The sequence below is a fragment of the Paenibacillus chibensis genome, assembly GCF_004001045.1.
Taxonomy (GTDB): Bacteria; Bacillota; Bacilli; order Paenibacillales; family Paenibacillaceae; genus Paenibacillus_AQ; species Paenibacillus_AQ chibensis.
Genome location: NZ_BIMK01000040.1, coordinates 13,332 through 30,670, shown reverse-complemented (window position 1 = coordinate 30,670; position 17,339 = coordinate 13,332). Strand labels below are relative to the sequence as shown.

Genomic DNA, 17,339 nt, shown 5'->3' with positions numbered 1-17,339 from the left:
CTGTTGCCAATTACCGGAAGAATGATTGATAGAGCGGGGGGAATGAAGGGTGAGTGCATCCATAACAATAGTCGGCTTGGGCTCCGGAAATCCGGATCGCCTGACGATGGGGATTGTCAAAACATTGCAGACGGCATCGGAGGTATACGTCCGGACCAAGGAGCATCCGGTGATGTCCGTGCTGGACGAGCTGAAGGTAGCCATCCAGTCGTTTGACCATATTTACGAGGCCCGGGATTCCTTTCCCGAGGTCTACGCGTCCATCGCCGACATTTTGCTTGAAAAAGCGGCGACGGCAGATGAAGGCAGCGTGATCGTCTATGCCGTTCCGGGCCATCCGATGGTGGCCGAATCCACGGTGCAGATATTGCGGGAACGCTGCGCGAACGAAGGCATCGGGCTGAGCATTCTGGGCGGGGAATCCTTTCTGGATGAAGCGTTCGTACGGCTCGGCTTCGATCCGATCGAGGGCTTCCAGCTGCTCGATGCCAGCGGCCTGAATGCAAGCCTTCTTCAACCGCAGCTGCATACCGTTATCGGACAGGTATATGACGCATTTACAGCCTCGGACGTGAAGCTGGCGCTGATGGAGCTGTATCCGGATGATTACCTGGTGACCGTCGGCCATGCGCTCGGCGTGGACGGGCAGGAGGAGATCCTCCAGGTGCCTGTCTATGAACTTGATCGGGTGGAGGGATATGGGAATCTGTCTCTCATCTACGTGCCCCGGAGCGAGGATGATATGCTGCGCCAGCGCACCTTTGCCCGGCTTCATGAGATCGTCGGCATTCTGCGCAGCCCGGGAGGCTGTCCTTGGGACCGGGAGCAGACGCATGAATCCATCCGCAAGAACCTGATCGAGGAAACGTATGAGGTCATCGAAACGATCGACGAGGATGATCCGGAGCATATGCAGGAGGAGCTCGGAGACCTGCTGCTGCAGGTCATGCTGCATTCCCAGATGGAGGAGGAAGTCGGAACCTTTAACGTCTTTGACGTCATTCAAGGGCTGAACGACAAGCTTATCTTCCGCCATCCGCATGTGTTCGGGCAAAATCAGGCCGAAGATGCCGATGCCGCGCTTGCAAACTGGGAGCAAATGAAGGCGGAGGAGAAGCGCCGCAAGGGACTGATGCCGGAGGAGGCTTCCGTTCTCGACGGCATTCCACGCGATCTGCCTGCGCTGATGAAGGCGTACAAGCTGCAGAAAAAGGCATCCAAGGTCGGCTTCGACTGGGATCAGATCGGCCATGTTTTCCTCAAAATCGAAGAGGAGCTCGGGGAGCTGCGCGAAGCCGTCGAGCAGGGCTTCGATCCTGAAGAGCAAGTGGCGGAGCTCGGGGACCTGCTTTTTGCGGTTTCCAATGCAGCGAGATTCCTTCATGCCGATCCGGAAGAGGCTCTGGCCCGAACCAATCGCAAATTCATCAAACGGTTCCGTTTTATTGAAGAAGAGCTGAAAGCAAGAGGCAAGACCGTGCAGGAAAGCAGCCTGGAGGAAATGGACGAAATTTGGCAACAGGCAAAAAATCAGGTATGATAAGGACTCGACCTGCTTGGGACAGGGACTGCATTGAGGCAACCCAAGCGCCTGATTGCTAAAATTTACTATATTTCTGAGGGAATTGCGTCGAGTTTAGGGTTTTTGACAAGAATTTCCTCATAAATGATAAAATTTTGGCAGCTCGAAGCAGGAATTCGGGTAAGGCATCCAGAATAACCATACTCATGAAAATTTGCGGTAGTGAATGCAACATCCTGCATCCATGACGCGCCAATACTTATTTCTTTGTATATTGGGAGGATAATAATTTATGAACAAGACAGACTTGATCAACAACATTTCGACTAAAAGCGGCTTGACCAAAAAAGACGTGGAGTCCGTTCTGAACGGTTTCCTTGGTGAAATCACAGATGCTCTGGCAAGCGGCGACAAAGTGCAACTGATCGGCTTCGGTACCTTCGAAACTCGCAAGCGTTCCGGACGTACGGGTCGTAACCCTCAAACCGGCAAGACCATTGAAATTCCAGAAGCTAACGTACCTGCGTTCAAAGCAGGCAACAAGCTTAAAGAAGCCGTAAAATAAATGCGTGTCGACAAATTCCTGAAGGTATCCAGGCTGATTAAACGGCGTACCGTAGCCAAGGATGTCTCGGATCAAGGACGGGTTCTCATTAACGGCAGGGAAGCCAAGCCGAGCAGCACCGTGAAGATCGGCGACGAGATCACGGTTCAGTTCGGTCAGAAGCTCGTCACCGTGAAGGTGGAACGCCTCGCCGAGAGCACCCGCAAGGATGAGGCGACAAGCCTGTATTCCTTGGTCAAGGAAGAGCCGATTGCAAAAGATAACGGTTTGAACTGGTAACGGCAAGCACTTTCATAGTCAGCATATACAGGCACCTCCCGAGCATTCGGGGGGTGCCATGCTTTTTTTATAGCCATCCGAAAGACGAAACCTCCAGGCGAGATAGACGTTTTTACAGGCTGAATCCATGACCGGAAACGGCTCAAGTTCTTCGGCGATGCATGGTTCTAAACCGCATATCCCCTCCATAAGCTATTGGTAAGAAGGAGGGGTACATGCCATGATCGAGCCAGCCAAAAGCAAGCAGCATGAGCTGCATATGCTTAACCGCAAGCAGCTGAACCTGACGGGAGTCCATAACGTGGAGAGCTTTGACAGTGAAGAATTTCTGCTCCATACCGAGCTTGGACACCTGACTATCAAAGGACAGAATTTACATATCAAAAACTTAAGCCTGGAAGAAGGCCTGCTCTCCATTGAAGGTATGGTCCATTCCCTGATTTACCTGGATCCCGGTTCACACGGCAAAAATAAGGGAATGCTCGGCAAGCTGTTTAAATGAGTCCGCATATTCAGTGGATCACCCTGCTCTGGATGCTGTTTTCGGGAGCGGCGATGGGACTGGCCTATGACAGCTACCGGGTGCTGTCGGGCCAGCTGCATTTTCCGAGATGGACCCTCCATGTTCTGGACCTCTTCTATTGGTGCGGGGCAGCCCTTTTTGTGTTCCGAATGCTGTATGTAAGCAACTACGGGCAGCTTCGGTTCTACGTATTCGTGGGACTCTTTCTAGGAGTATGGTTATATTTTTTATTCTTAAGTGTTACAACTCAGCGATTTGTGGTAATGTTAATAAAGGTAGTGCGTTATTTAATCGATGTGCTGAAGCGACTTTTCAGGCTTATGGTATGGACGCCAATCCGGCTGCTGCTGAAGCTGCTGAAGGGACTGGCTGTCATGCTCGGCGGCTTGTTGATGTTTGTTTTCCACGTCGTGCTGAAAATTCTGCTGCCTTTCTGGAAGTTGGCCAAGTGGATGGCAAGGCCGATCACCTCGCGTCTTCGGACGCCGAAGTGGCTTGACAAGCCAGTCAAGGCTGCGATCGTTCTGTGGAACAAGTGGTTCCGTAAGGATGAGGAATAGGGAAGGATGCAGCTGCCCTAATAATCAGGATGCCAATCCTTTAGAAGGAGGAGACCCATGGGAAAGTATGCTGCCAAAGAGCAAGCACGGACAAAAACGGCAAGAACCACGCAGGAGAGCAAAACCGTCAAAAGTGCCGGTGCGCGCAGGCGGATCATGATCTGGGTTTCTTTTATGGTTGTCTTTATGAGTTGGGCGGGCTACACCTACATTTCCCAGCAATCGCAAATTTCGGCCAAGAGTGCCGAGCTCTCCAAGAAGAAGGTGGAGCACGATACGACGAAGAACACCGAAATGCAGCTGAACAACGACGTCAAGAGGCTGAACGATCCCGAATACATCGGACAGCTGGCACGCAAGAATTTCGGAATGTATTTACCAGGGGAAACCCCCATCCATACGGAGGAAACAAGCCCGTAATATCGCGCTGAAACTGGGTTATTACTCAGTTGACCTCGGTTTGCGCTTTATGTATAATCAAATCACCACAGCCAAGGTTTGACTCAAATCTTGTTGTATATTTTTAAGGGAGGATCATTTTATTCTATGGCAATCGAAGTGGGCACCAAGTTAGAAGGCAAGGTGACAGGCATAACGCATTTTGGAGCATTTGTGGATCTGTCAGGAGGTGTCACGGGTCTCGTTCACATCTCGGAAATCGCCGATAATTACGTCAAGGATGTCAACGATCACCTGAAGATCAATGATGTTGTAACCGTGAAGGTGATCAATGTCGACAAGGACGGCAAGATCGGACTTTCCATCAAACAAGCTGTCGATAAACCGGCATCCGAAGCTAGGCCTCCGAGAGGACCAAGACCGGAACGTACCGGTGGCGGAAGTGGAGAGCGTTTTGGCGGCGGCGGTGGAGGCTATAATCGTGAACGTGGCGGGCGCCCATTCAAGCCTGCAGCCAGCAAAACTTCGTTTGAGGATAAAATGTCACGTTTCCTGAAGGATAGCGAAGAGCGCATTTCTTCGATCAAGAAACAAACGGAATCCAAGCGCGGAGGACGCGGCGCCAAACGCATGTAGTATCATGCTTCCGGCGCGTGCGCCAAAGACTTGAATTGAGATAAACCGCAGCAGGTTCGAGCCTGCTGCGGTTTTTTTGTCGCTCCAAAAAAAATTACCGACAGCATCCAACGGTTTTCCGGCTCTGTCTTTCGCAATCGCTAGCGGATTCTTGGAGCCGGGCAGTGAAGTCTTTACAGCCGGCGTCAGCTTCAGGAACGCGCAAACGGTTATGGCTAAAGGGTACCGCATGCGATTCCCGACATTTCGCAGGACGGGCTTTTTTGTCGGAAAGTTTTTTGAAGCCCGTCCGCTGTTATGACAAACTTTCATGTTTCAGGGACACTATAATGGGTACCATCAAATCATACGAAATGGTGGTGCGAAGTCACATGGAGAAGTTGAACATAAACATTCCCGGATTTAAAACGATGCAATCAGAAGCGGTGACGGAGGATAACGGCTGGATGGGCAGGCTGCGAGGCCTTCCGATGCTCCAGCGCCCGCTTCAGCTGTTTGCAGCCAAGAAGTGGATGCTGCTGCTGACGCTGATGGCGTTTTTGCTGGGGAAAGCCATGATCTTGAACGAACTGTCGCCATTTGCGATCGCCTACTTTGCCGTCATTGCCTTTATGCGCCGTGATTATCTCTTGCCCGTATCCGTCGCGCTCATTGCAGGCAGCTTGTTTGCCCCGTTTCCTGCACCGCTGATCGTTGCGTCGGAACTTCTCATATTTTATTTAATCCACCGCGGATTGAACGCTTTCGAGCATGCCGAATTGTCGTATGCGCCTCTGATGGTTTTCGTCTCTTCCTTTGTCATCAAGCTGTTTACGATCATGACCGGCCCGCCGTTTACCTGGTACACGCTGATGATGGGCTCGCTGGACGCCGTTCTCAGCTTCGTGCTCACGCTGGTGTTCATCCAAGCGATCCCCGTATTCACCTACCGCAAGAAAAATTATCAGCTGCGCAGCGAAGAAATTCTATGTCTGATCATTCTGCTGGCTTCCGTAATGACAGGGGCGGTAGGCTGGACGGTATATTCCCTGTCCGTGGAGCATGTGCTGTCACGTTATCTCATTCTCCTCTTTGCATTGGTGGGCGGTGCGCCGCTCGGGGCCTCGGTAGGGGTTGTAACCGGATTGATCCTCAGCCTTGCCGATATATCGGCGATTTACCAGATGAGCCTGCTCGCTTTTTCCGGCATGCTGGCCGGCATGCTGCGTGAAGGCAGGAAGGGAGCAGTGATGCTCGGGATGCTGCTCGGCTCCTCGATTCTATCTATATATTTCAGCGGACCGAAAGATGTAATGACATCGACTTGGGAGTCCTGCGCGGCCATCGTTTTATTTTTACTGACACCGAAAACGGTCATCACGATGATTTCCAAATATGTGCCCGGCACGAATGATCACAGCAAATCCCAACATGAGTATGCCAAAAGAGTCCGTGATCTGACAGCCGAGCGGGTAACCCAGTTTTCCCAGGTATTCCGGCAACTGTCTCAAAGCTTCGGCCAGATGGCCGGTACCGAGGAAGTGAGCAAGCGCAGCGGTGAAATGGATCATTTCATGAATGCCGTAGCGGAAGGCGTCTGTTCAAGCTGCGTGAAAAGAAACCATTGCTGGGATGCAAAATTCTATCAAACCTATAAATATATGACCGACGTGATGACCGCCGTGGAAGAACGTCCGGAAATGACGGATAAACAGATTCCGAAAGAATGGATGCGGATCTGCGGGAAAACCGGTGAAGTGCTTCAGGAGATGAAGCAGCAGTACAGCCTCTACCAGCATGATATGCAGTGGAAACGCCAAATATACGACAGCCGTCATCTGGTTGCAGAACAATTGTCGGGAGTTTCGCAGGTCATGGAGGATCTCGCGCGGGAAATCCAACGGGAAGGACAAGCCATGTACCGTCAGGAGGAGCAAATCCGCGAAGCGCTGGAACAGCTCGGCCTCTCCATCCAGGGCATTGAGATCATCAGTCTGGATCCGGGCCATGTCGAGATTGAAATCGTGCATGCATTTACGCGGGGCTATGACGAGTGCCGGAAAATCATTGCACCGCTGCTTTCGGATATTTTGGACGAGCATGTTGCCGTTCTTCAAGAGTCTGCTGTTTCTTCCAAAGACGGATTGGCCACGGTTATGTTCGGCTCCGCCAAAACCTTCGAGATTACGACGGGCATTGCCGGAGCGGCCAAAGGCGGAGATCTGCTGTCGGGGGATAGCTTCAGCATGATGGAGCTTGGCAACGGCACCTTTGCGGTCGCGCTCAGCGACGGCATGGGGAATGGGGAACGCGCCAAACAGGAGAGCAGCAGCGCGCTGTCGATTCTGGAGCAGCTGCTGCAGAGCGGGATGGACGAAAAGCTGGCGATCAAATCCGTCAACTCGATTCTCATGCTGCGCTCCCCGGATGAGGTATATGCGACCGTCGATATGGCGCTGATCGACCAATATACGGCCGAAACGACCTTTATGAAAATCGCCTCAACACCAAGCTTCATTAAACGCGGTCTCGAAGTGATTCCAGTGTCCGCGAGCAATTTGCCGATCGGCATCATTCAGGATATCGAGGTGGATCTGGTTACGCTGACACTGCAGGCCGGGGACATTGTCATCATGATGACCGATGGAATTTATGATGCGCCAGGGCATGCGGTGAACAAAGAGCTGTGGATGAAACGGCTGATTCAGGAAATCGACAGCGAGGATCCGCAGCAGATTGCCGATGTCCTCTTGGAAAAAGTGATCCGGTACCAGCAAAATATTATTCATGACGACATGACGGTCGTCGTAGGCAAAGTCGAGCACCTCCGCCCGGAATGGACAACGCTGCATGTGCCTGGTCTGGAGCGGATGGAACGGCCGCGCACGGTGAGCTGACCGGCCTTCAGCATTGCCCGGGAAATGCGGCTTAAGGAGGGGATGCGCGTTTGGAATCTCTCAAAAGTGGAAATGATAGGAGGGTAGAGAAAGCCACTTTTGGGAGGATGATAGATCGTGAAACAAATTCTTTTGATAACGGATGGATGCTCGAACGTAGGGACAAGCCCGGTGCTGGCGGCAGCCCATGCTTTTCAGGAGGGGATTACGGTCAATGTGGCGGGCGTGGTGGATTACGGAACGATCGGGGAGCTAGGCAGCCTGGAAATCGCGGAGATCGCCAAAGCAGGCGGGGGAATCAGCCGGATCGTCGGGACAAGGCAGCTTGCACAGACGATGCAAATGATGACGCGGAAAACAGTGGTTCAAACCATTCAGCAGGCGGTTAATAAAGAGCTAAAACAAATATTGGGAGGGACCGCTTTGGAGGATCTCCCGCCTTCGCAGCGTTCGCAGGTCGTGCAGGTCGTCGATGAAATGACCGAAACGACGCCGCTGAAGGTTGCCCTTCTGATCGATGCAAGCGCCAGCATGAAGCCGAAGCTCAGTGCGGTCGAGGACGCGATCCGCGATCTGATGCTCAGCCTTCAAGCCAGGGAGGGCATGAGCGAGTTAGCGGTATTCCACTTCCCGGGCCGCCGCGGCGAAGAGCATGCGGTAATGGACAGCGACTGGACGCGCGATGCGGGTACGCTTCGATCTCTGTTCCAGCGCCTTCAGATGAAAGGGGCAACGCCGACCGGTCCCGCGATCATGAGGGTGATTGATTTCTTCCGTTATGGTACACTAGATGAACATCTAACATGGCGGGGAAGTACCGATGAAGGAGAAGGGATGCTCGGTGATTACGTCGTCTAATCCGGCGTATCCGGCCGGAATGGTCATTACGGGGAAATGGCGCAAGGGCCGCTTTATCATCCGGCGCGTGCTGGGTCAGGGTGCCAACGGGATTGTGTATCTGGTGCAAAAGGAGGGGGCGAGCCACCCTTATGCGCTTAAAATGGGCTATGACACGCTCGATTTGCAGTCCGAGATCAATGTATTGATGTCGCTGCAATCGAAGCGCAAGGCCGCTGATCCGCTTAAAAACGGGCCTCGCACGTTTTTGTTGGAAGTGGATGACTTCAAGGGAGAGGACGGAGACATCCCGTTCTATGTGATGCGCTACATCCGTGGCAGCTCGCTGAGCCATTTCATGCGCAAACGCGGGAAGGAATGGATGGGTTTGACCGGTCTGCGACTGCTGGAGAAGCTCAACGGGCTGCATCGTTCGGGCTTTATATTCGGCGACTTGAAGCCGGAAAATGTCATGGTATCCGATGTCGGTCAGGTCGAGCTGGTCGATTACGGCGGCGTGAGCTCCATCGGTCGGAGCGTCAAGCAGTTTACGGAGTGGTATGACAGAGGCTATTGGAATGCCGGCTCCCGCACAAGCGATGAGGGTTATGATCTGTTTGCTTTTGCCGTGCTCATTATTCAGCTTTTAAACGAAGAAGAGTTGAAAAAAACCGCTGCGCAGCATCTGCCGCAGACCCGGAGTCCGGGACAGCTGCTGTCCTTGATCCAGCGGAGTCCAAAGCTCAAGCCGTATTCGGAGTGGCTGCGCCGGGCAATCCGCGGGGAATTTTCCGGTTCACAGGAAGCGCTTAAGCTGTGGAAGGATACCATTTATGCACCGGCGCTGGTGGGCAGGCTGCCCGGCAAGACGCCGCGCTGGCTGATGAACGCGTTTGCCTTATCGATCGTCATCGTGCTTCTGGCTTTTCTCTGGGCTTGGATGAATACATAGTTGTGCTTTAGAAGAGGGGATCTCAAATGGAGAGCAGGACTGACTTGAATATGCTGATGGATCATGTTCTCCGAACGGCTCGGGAGGATGACCTATGGCTGCCTCACGACACCATCGTAGTCGCAGTATCCGGCGGACCGGATTCTGTGGCTCTTTTGCATGTCCTGCATCGCATTTCGCAGCAGTATGTCCCGCTGCACCTTGTTTGTGCGCATGTCCATCACGGCCTGCGGGCAGAATCCGATCAAGAGGAGGAGCTTGTCCAAGAACTTGCGCGGGAGCTCCATCTGCCGTTTGAGGGGGTCCGCATCGATGTTCCTTCTTATATGAAGGAAAGCGGCAAAGGAATGGAGGAGGCGGCGCGGGACAAACGGTATGCTTTTTTGCATGAAATCGCGCAGCGGTATGGGGCGGCTTCGATCGCGCTTGCCCATCATGCCGACGACCAGGCCGAGACGGTGCTGCTGCACTTGCTCCGCGGAAGCGGCCCCGGAGGCCTCAAAGGCATGAAAATTAAAAGACGCGAAAAAAATGTGGAACTCATTCGTCCTTTTCTACGTATATACAAAACGGACCTTTTGGGCATATGCGAGCAAAATGGCTACGCCTATGCCCTAGACAGCTCCAATCACTCCAATCAGTACCGCAGAAATGCGATCCGGCTGGATGTCCTCCCGTTTTTGGGGCAATATAATGGACAGATCCGGCAATCGCTGATTCAACTGGCCGATATTGCGGGTATGGAAGATGATTACATGGAGCAGGCTGCCGATCATACCTATCATGATTTGGTGCAGCATAAGGGTGGGAGGCTCTACTTTAAAGCGCCTTCCTTTTTGGCCTTACATGTCGCTTTACAACGAAGGTTGATTAAACTAATATTAAATTATCTGTCGGCAGGCATTGAAATCACCGATTTTCACAAGATTGAATTGATCCGCCAAGGTATTATTCAGAACAAAAGTACCACCTGGAGCCTCGATATTGGAGGAGGCTTGGCCTGCATACGCGAATACGATATGATATGGTTTATGCAAAAGCCGCCAGAGCAGTCCAAGAGCTATACATATGAGCTTCAAACTGCTGTTCCAGAGCTCTTTATTCCTGAGATTGGCAAAACGTTGAAAATGAAGGTGCAGTCGCCGCATGACCGTTATTTTTCTGAAATGGCTGGCTCGTGCGCCGAAGCCGTCTTTGATGCCGGTCAGCTGAAGTTTCCATTAACACTCCGCTCAAGGCTGCCTGGAGATACCATGAAAGTCATGGGATTAAACGGAAGCAAAAAGGTAAAAGATATTTTCATTGACGCGAAGATACCTCCATCCGTTCGCTCCCGCATTCCTGTGTTAGTTGATGGTTCAGGCAACATGATCTGGATACCGGGGGTCCGGCGCTCCATGCATGCAGCAGTCGGGTTACAAACGACATCGGTTCTCCACATGTGTCTGGAGGATACAGCAGTGGAGCAACTGTAATGGTCATTGTAAGACTTTCATAGTATAAACGTAGGAGGTTCGCTCAGTTGCAAAACGATATTCAAGAAGTTCTCATCAGCGAAGAAGAAATCCAGAAGAAAATTAAGGAACTTGGAGCAGAGCTCAGCAAGGTTTATGAAGGACGGAATCCTTTGGTGATTTGCGTGCTCAAAGGTGCGTTTATTTTCATGGCTGATTTGGTTAAAAATATTACAGTGCCGATGGAACTCGATTTCATGGCTGTGTCGAGCTACGGCGTGTCCACCAAATCGTCGGGCGTCGTCAAAATCATCAAGGATTTGGATGTGCCAGTTGAAGGACGCGACGTGCTGATCGTTGAGGACATTATCGACAGCGGTCTCACGCTCAGCCATTTGATCGAACTTCTGAAGAGCCGCAACGCCAAATCGACGTGCGTGGTCACCTTGTTTGACAAACCGGCGCGCCGCACCGTAAATCTGGAAGCGGATTATACGGGCTTCTCCTTACCTGACGCTTTTGTCGTCGGATACGGTTTGGATTACGCCGAACACTACCGGAACTTGCCCTACATCGGGATCTTGAAACCGGAAATCTATTCCCACTAATGGTGATACTCCAGCCTATGGACCTATCCTTGGTTCATGCTCATACCACCTCTGTTGAGATGGTCAGACGGGCTATGGTAAAATAATTAAAGTGTTTTGAGAGGAGGTAGGGGATGAATCGGTTCATCCGGAATTCTGGTTTTTATTTGATTCTTTTTTTAGTTGTGGTGGGCATTGTCCAGTTTGTAAGCAACAGCGGTGAATCTGCTCACAATCCTAGATACGATGAATTTCGGCAAGAGATCAAGGCTGGCAATGTGAAGGATATCACGGTTCAATTTGACGGTTACGCCTATCTCGTAACCGGTAAATATAATCAAAAACCGGACGGGGTCAAATCCGACAGCTTCTCAACCTACATTCCGGCTACAGATGCCGCGATTCAGGAACTGGTGGATGCCAGTGACAAAAACGGCATGACATATACCCAAAAGAAAATGGAAGGCGAAAGCATCTGGCTGACGCTGCTATCTTCCATGATTCCTTTGGTCATTATGTTCATTCTCTTCTTCTTCCTGTTTAATCAGGCGCAAGGCGGCGGAGGCAAAGTCATGAACTTCGGCAAAAGCCGTGCCCGTCTGTATAATGAAGAGAAGAAGAGAGTCACATTCGAGGATGTGGCTGGAGCCGATGAAGAGAAGCAGGAACTCGTTGAGGTCGTGGAATTCCTGAAGGATCCACGCAAGTTTGCCGCCGTAGGCGCGCGTATTCCGAAAGGGGTATTGCTTGTAGGTCCTCCGGGAACCGGTAAAACACTCCTCGCCCGTGCGGTCGCTGGTGAAGCCGGCGTTCCATTCTTCAGCATTTCCGGTTCCGACTTTGTGGAAATGTTCGTAGGTGTGGGTGCATCCCGTGTGCGTGATTTGTTCGAGAACGCCAAAAAGAATGCCCCATGTATTATCTTTATCGATGAGATTGACGCGGTTGGCCGTCAGCGCGGTGCCGGTCTTGGCGGTGGCCATGACGAGCGCGAGCAAACGCTGAACCAATTGCTCGTCGAGATGGACGGTTTCGGCGGCAACGAGGGTATCATTATCGTTGCGGCAACCAACCGTGCCGATATCCTCGACCCTGCACTCCTGCGTCCGGGACGTTTTGACCGTCAAATCACGGTGGACCGCCCAGACGTAAAAGGCCGCGAAGCTGTACTGAAAGTCCATGCGCGCAATAAGCCGCTGACGAAAGATGTTAAGCTGGATATTGTTGCAAAACGCACCACAGGCTTTACGGGTGCGGAGCTCGAGAACCTGATGAACGAAGCTGCCCTGCTTGCGGCACGCCGCAACCGGAAAGACATCTCCATGCGTGAGGTTGACGAGGCGATTGACCGCGTCATCGTCGGTACGGAGAAACGCAGCCGCGTAATCAGTGACCGCGAGAAGCGTATCGTGGCTTATCACGAAGCAGGTCATACCATCGTCGGTTATTTCCTTGAGAATGCCGATATGGTGCACAAGGTTACCATTATTCCTCGCGGCCGTGCCGGCGGATACGTCATCATGATGCCGAAGGAAGACCGTATGCTTGTAACCAAGCAGGAATTGCTGGATAAAGTAACGGGTCTCTTGGGCGGCCGTGTATCCGAAGAAATTTTCATCGGAGAAATCGGTACAGGCGCATACAGCGACTTCCAACAGGCCACGGGCATTGTCCGCAGCATGATTATGGAATACGGTATGAGCGAGAAGCTTGGACCGCTGCAGTTCGGTTCGACCCAAGGCCAGGTATTCCTGGGCCGCGATCTCGGACATGAGCAGAACTACAGTGATTCCATCGCTTACGAAATCGATCAGGAAATGCAGCGCATGACCAACGAATGTTATCAGCGTTGTAAGGACCTGCTGATCAAGCACTCCAAAGAAGTTCATCTCATTGCCAACACGCTGCTTGAGAAGGAAACACTGGAGCTGGATCAGATCAGAGAACTGATCGAGCAAGGATATCTGACGGAAGACGGACCGCGTGACGGCGAAGACGGAGGCTCCTCCGAAGGCGGCGCACCTGTCATCGACAACATTGGCGATGTACGCGTCCGCATTCAAGGCAAGGATGATGCATCCGATCTGCCGACGAGTGAAATTCCGAATGACGTTCCTGAGAATATCACGAATGACAACACACAGGAAGGTCCGGCGGACCTTCCTGGAGACATTCCGAATGATGTTCCGAACCCAGGCCCTGGAAACGACGGAAATCCTGGCAATGGAGGCACGCCTCCGGAGTCCAGATCCTAAACGGATTCGGCCTTGGCCTTGCTGCTTAGTACCATAGCTTAGAATGAATAGCCCGGAAGACGACGGCAATCGTCCTCCGGGCTTTTTTGCTGTTTGAGGAGAGGCATTTCACCGTATTTAAAATTTTATTTTTTAATTCACGCGGGCATGAGATGAAAAGGAAGCGGATGAAAGCGCGCTGCAAAGCGTTTTCCTGATTGCTGAAACGGCGCCGGAGCCGCATTGGGGCGGATTGACAGCCCGAGAAACCTTGTGTACATTAGTTGGTAACTGAAAAGCCCTCGAAGCTTAGACACCCAACTTTGAGAGAATTTTCACAATCATTTTAATCATGTCATGACTTCATAAAAGGAGTGGGTCGCTGGTGGAAGCTCTTGCGCTGCAGCATAAAGAGGAACAAAAACGCGAATTGACGGAAAGGCTCATGCAGCTCAAAAAAGAAAGAAACGCAATCATTCTTGCTCATTATTATCAAAGGGACGAAATTCAGGAGGTTGCTGATTTCCGCGGCGATTCCTTTTTACTTGCCCAAAAAGCGGCGCAAACGGATGCGGACGTCATCGTATTCTGCGGCGTGCATTTCATGGGGGAGAGCGCGAAGATTCTGGCTCCAAACAAGACGGTGCTGATCCCGGACGAACGCGCAGGCTGCCCGATGGCCGACATGGTCAATGTAGACGGTCTCCGCAAACTGAAGGCGCAGCATCCGAATGCCAAAGTCGTTACTTATATCAACTCTTCCGCGGACGTCAAAGCTGAAACAGATATATGCTGCACATCGGCCAATGCCGTCAAAGTGATTCAGTCGCTGGACTGCGATGAGATCATCTGGGTGCCGGATAAAAACCTGGGGCATTACGTGCAGCAGCATACCGACAAAAAAATGATCATCTGGGAAGGGTACTGCAACACGCACGATATGCTGACCGTCAAGGACGTTGTCGAAATGAAAGCGAAGCATCCGACCGCCCAGTTCGTCGTGCATCCCGAGTGCCGTCCTGAAGTTGTGGCCATGGGTGATTTCGTCGGCAGCACCACCGCAATTATCGATTACTGCAAAAAATCCGATTGCCAGGAATTTATCGTCGGTACCGAGGATGGCACGGGATATCAGCTGCGCCTCGACAGCCCGAACAAAACCTTCCATTTCGCAACGAAATATCTGGTATGTCCGAACATGAAAGTCAACAACCTCAAAAAATTGGTGAAGTGTCTGGAAACGATGAAGCCGCAGATTTATGTGCCGCCGGCTGTTGCAGACCAAGCCCGCATTTCCTTAGAGCGCATGTTACAGGTTTAGCAGGGCGCGATCAAAAAAATAATAGAACAATTAGGTGCCCTTAACAGTGGGCACTTTCTAATTATAGCAACCATTTTTTGATCGCTTGCATGCGCTACTCTCTTAAGACAGGTGAACGGAACTATGATTCCACAGTATTTGGTTGATTTCGATTTGCAAACGCTCCCCTGCGTCAAAACGGATGTCATCGTGATCGGCTCGGGAATTGCGGGATTGTATACGGCTATTGAGGCTGGCAAAGACCATCACGTTATCATGATTACCAAAAACGCGCTTCTCGAGAGCAACACCCGCTATGCACAGGGCGGAATCGCTGCCGTGACCTCGGAGGACGACTCCCCGGCTTACCACCGCGAGGATACGTTGATGGCAGGCGCCGGATTATGCTCCTCCGCTGCGGTGGATGTCCTCGTGAACGAGGGTCCAGATAACGTGCAGGAATTGATCCGTCTCGGAACGGCCTTCGATGTGGAGAACGGGGAGCTGGCCTTGACGCAGGAGGGGGCGCACAGCCGGCGACGCATCCTGCATGCCAACGGGGATGCGACCGGCTTCGAGATCGTGCGGGCGCTTGCTGCACAGGTGCGGATGCACGAGCGGGTGCAGGTATGGGAACATCATTTCGTCATTGACGTACTGAACGACGGCAACGAGTGTATCGGCGTGCTGCTGCAGCGGCCGGATGGGCAGCGGGTATACGTCAAAGCCGCTGCCACCATTTTATGTACCGGAGGCGCCGGTCAGCTCTACCGCTATACGACGAATCCCGAAGTGGCGACTGCGGATGGCATAGCCATGGCCTACCGGGCCGGGGCGCAAATCCGTGATATGGAATTCATCCAGTTCCATCCTACGGCTCTGTGCTATCCCGGCGCGCCGCGTTTTCTCATCTCGGAAGCTGTCCGGGGCGAGGGCGCAGTGCTGCGGAATATCAAAGGCGAGCGTTTTATGGAAAAATACCATGAACTGCTCGAACTGGCACCGCGCGATATCGTCGCCCGCGCCATCGTGAGCGAGATGGAGGAAACGAAGTCCACATTCGTATACCTGGATATTACGCATGAACCGGAAGATATGATCAAGCATCGTTTTCCAACCATCTATGAAACCTGCATGAATTATGGGCTCGATATGGCGGCGGACTGGATTCCCGTGGCGCCGGCTGCGCATTATATGATGGGCGGGGTCAAAACGGATTTGAACGGCGAGAGCAGCGTACCGCGATTGTTTGCCTGCGGCGAGGTTTCCTCGACAGGCGTTCATGGCGCGAACCGTCTTGCGAGCAATTCGCTGTCCGAGGCTATTGTATTTGGCAAGCGGATCGTCAACCGGATTCGGGAGCTTGTTCCGCTCGTCGCCCCTGCGGCCATTGCTTATCAGGAGCAGGATCGGACAGGAGTTCCGAAGCAGGCCATGATTGAACGCAGACTGAAGCTGCAGAAGGTCATGGTGCGTTACGCCGGACTGCGCCGCAATGAGGCGCTGCTGCACAAAGGGCTGGATGAGCTGAAACGCCAGCTATCCATCTTTACCTCTGAGCTCTCCAAGAAGGAGGAGTTCGAATTCGCGAACATGCTGACCAGCTGCTTGCTGGTTACACAGGCGGCCTTGGAGCGCAAGGAGAGCCGTGGGGCGCATTACAGAGAGGATTACCCTCAGAAGGACGACGCGGTATGGCGCAAGCATTTGCTTTTGCATCGCCAACATGAAATCATGGAGGAATTCAGCGATGATGTTTAATGGATATAACGAAAATCTGGTGGAATCGATCCGCTTATGGCTGAAAGAGGATGTGGGCTCCGGCGATATAACCACCATGACGACCATTCCGGCAGGACATGAATCGAAAGGGATTATTCATGCCAAGGAAGATGGCATTGTGGCAGGTATCCCCGTGGCGGAGCTAGTTTTTCAGGTGGTGGATCCGTCCTTGTCCTTCACGGCTCATGTGAAAGACGGGGATCAGGTGAAGAAAGGCACCGTGCTGGCGGTCGTGGAGGGAAGCACCCATCATATTTTGACGGGGGAGCGGATCGCGCTCAATTTGCTGCAGCGGCTATCCGGCATCGCCACTCGGACGCGCATGTTCGTCAGTGCGCTGGAAGGGCTGCCAACGCGCCTGGTCGATACGCGGAAAACGACGCCGGGACACCGCATGCTCGAGAAATACGCGGTCCGGATCGGCGGCGGGGCCAATCACCGGTTTGGCCTGTATGACGCCGTCATGATTAAGGACAACCATATCAAAGGAGCGGGTGGTATCCGCAGAGCGGTGGAGCGGGCACGCGCGCATATTCCGCACACGATGACAATCGAAGTGGAGACGGAATCGCTGCAGCAGGTCGAGGAGGCTTTGGAAGCCGGTGCAGATATCATTATGCTGGATAACATGGACAAGGATATGATGAAAGAGGCGGTCAGACGCATCAAGACCAAGGCCCCGCATGTCCGTGTGGAAGCTTCCGGCAACGTTTCGCTGCAAACCGTCAAAGGAATCGCCGAGTGCGGGGTTGACGTGATATCCGTAGGGCGGTTAACCTATTCTTTTGAGAGTCTTGATATCAGTCTGGACCTCAACGCTGTTAAGTAAAGGA

At 52.5% G+C, this 17,339-nt stretch carries 16 protein-coding genes; all 16 read left to right on the top strand.

What is annotated here, in order from left to right; all coding sequences use genetic code 11:
* The first annotated feature begins 49 nt into the window (after positions 1 to 49).
* The gene (gene yabN, locus PCH05_RS23915) at positions 50 to 1,540 is read left to right on the top strand and encodes a bifunctional methyltransferase/pyrophosphohydrolase YabN (protein WP_127606655.1); all 1,491 of its coding nucleotides are present in this window, start codon (positions 50 to 52) and stop codon (positions 1,538 to 1,540) included.
* 274 nt (positions 1,541 to 1,814) lie between these two features.
* Positions 1,815 to 2,087 (top strand): HU family DNA-binding protein, encoded by a 273-nt coding sequence (locus tag PCH05_RS23910; protein ID WP_127606653.1) that lies wholly within the window; start codon positions 1,815 to 1,817, stop codon positions 2,085 to 2,087.
* Positions 2,088 to 2,366: an RNA-binding S4 domain-containing protein gene (locus PCH05_RS23905; protein ID WP_127606651.1), complete on the top strand. Its 279-nt coding sequence runs from the start codon at positions 2,088 to 2,090 to the stop codon at positions 2,364 to 2,366. It abuts the gene before it with no gap.
* 220 nt (positions 2,367 to 2,586) lie between these two features.
* Positions 2,587 to 2,868: a sporulation protein YabP gene (yabP, locus tag PCH05_RS23900; RefSeq protein ID WP_127606649.1), complete on the top strand. Its 282-nt coding sequence runs from the start codon at positions 2,587 to 2,589 to the stop codon at positions 2,866 to 2,868.
* Positions 2,865 to 3,449: a spore cortex biosynthesis protein YabQ gene (gene yabQ / locus PCH05_RS23895; protein ID WP_127606647.1), complete on the top strand. Its 585-nt coding sequence runs from the start codon at positions 2,865 to 2,867 to the stop codon at positions 3,447 to 3,449. Before yabP ends, yabQ begins: the two co-directional genes overlap by 4 nt.
* A 57-nt stretch (positions 3,450 to 3,506) precedes the next feature.
* Positions 3,507 to 3,869: an FtsB family cell division protein gene (locus PCH05_RS23890; RefSeq protein WP_127606645.1), complete on the top strand. Its 363-nt coding sequence runs from the start codon at positions 3,507 to 3,509 to the stop codon at positions 3,867 to 3,869.
* 126 nt (positions 3,870 to 3,995) lie between these two features.
* Complete coding sequence (locus PCH05_RS23885; RefSeq protein ID WP_127606643.1) at positions 3,996 to 4,484, top strand: S1 domain-containing RNA-binding protein; 489 nt, start codon at positions 3,996 to 3,998, stop codon at positions 4,482 to 4,484.
* A gap of 410 nt (positions 4,485 to 4,894) precedes the next feature.
* Complete coding sequence (spoIIE, locus tag PCH05_RS23880; protein ID WP_371860582.1) at positions 4,895 to 7,360, top strand: stage II sporulation protein E; 2,466 nt, start codon at positions 4,895 to 4,897, stop codon at positions 7,358 to 7,360.
* Between the two features lie 117 nt (positions 7,361 to 7,477).
* Positions 7,478 to 8,218 (top strand): vWA domain-containing protein, encoded by a 741-nt coding sequence (locus PCH05_RS23875; RefSeq protein ID WP_127606639.1) that lies wholly within the window; start codon positions 7,478 to 7,480, stop codon positions 8,216 to 8,218.
* Positions 8,202 to 9,149, top strand: coding sequence for a serine/threonine protein kinase (locus tag PCH05_RS23870; protein ID WP_127606637.1), 948 nt, complete (start codon positions 8,202 to 8,204; stop codon positions 9,147 to 9,149). Before PCH05_RS23875 ends, PCH05_RS23870 begins: the two co-directional genes overlap by 17 nt.
* Positions 9,150 to 9,175: 26 nt before the next feature.
* Positions 9,176 to 10,624 (top strand): tRNA lysidine(34) synthetase TilS, encoded by a 1,449-nt coding sequence (tilS, locus tag PCH05_RS23865; RefSeq protein ID WP_127606635.1) that lies wholly within the window; start codon positions 9,176 to 9,178, stop codon positions 10,622 to 10,624.
* Positions 10,625 to 10,671: 47 nt separating this feature from the next.
* Positions 10,672 to 11,211, top strand: a complete 540-nt coding sequence (hpt, locus tag PCH05_RS23860; RefSeq protein ID WP_127606633.1) for a hypoxanthine phosphoribosyltransferase — start codon at positions 10,672 to 10,674, stop codon at positions 11,209 to 11,211.
* Between the two features lie 113 nt (positions 11,212 to 11,324).
* Positions 11,325 to 13,445 (top strand): ATP-dependent zinc metalloprotease FtsH, encoded by a 2,121-nt coding sequence (gene ftsH / locus PCH05_RS23855; protein WP_127606631.1) that lies wholly within the window; start codon positions 11,325 to 11,327, stop codon positions 13,443 to 13,445.
* Positions 13,446 to 13,809: 364 nt separating this feature from the next.
* Positions 13,810 to 14,745 (top strand): quinolinate synthase NadA, encoded by a 936-nt coding sequence (gene nadA / locus PCH05_RS23850; protein ID WP_127606629.1) that lies wholly within the window; start codon positions 13,810 to 13,812, stop codon positions 14,743 to 14,745.
* A gap of 123 nt (positions 14,746 to 14,868) precedes the next feature.
* On the top strand, positions 14,869 to 16,485 hold the full coding sequence (nadB, locus tag PCH05_RS23845; protein ID WP_127606627.1) for an L-aspartate oxidase: 1,617 nt from the start codon (positions 14,869 to 14,871) through the stop codon (positions 16,483 to 16,485).
* Positions 16,475 to 17,335, top strand: coding sequence for a carboxylating nicotinate-nucleotide diphosphorylase (nadC, locus tag PCH05_RS23840; RefSeq protein WP_127606625.1), 861 nt, complete (start codon positions 16,475 to 16,477; stop codon positions 17,333 to 17,335). The genes nadB and nadC overlap by 11 nt, the downstream gene beginning before the upstream one ends.
* The last annotated feature ends 4 nt before the right edge of the window (positions 17,336 to 17,339 follow it).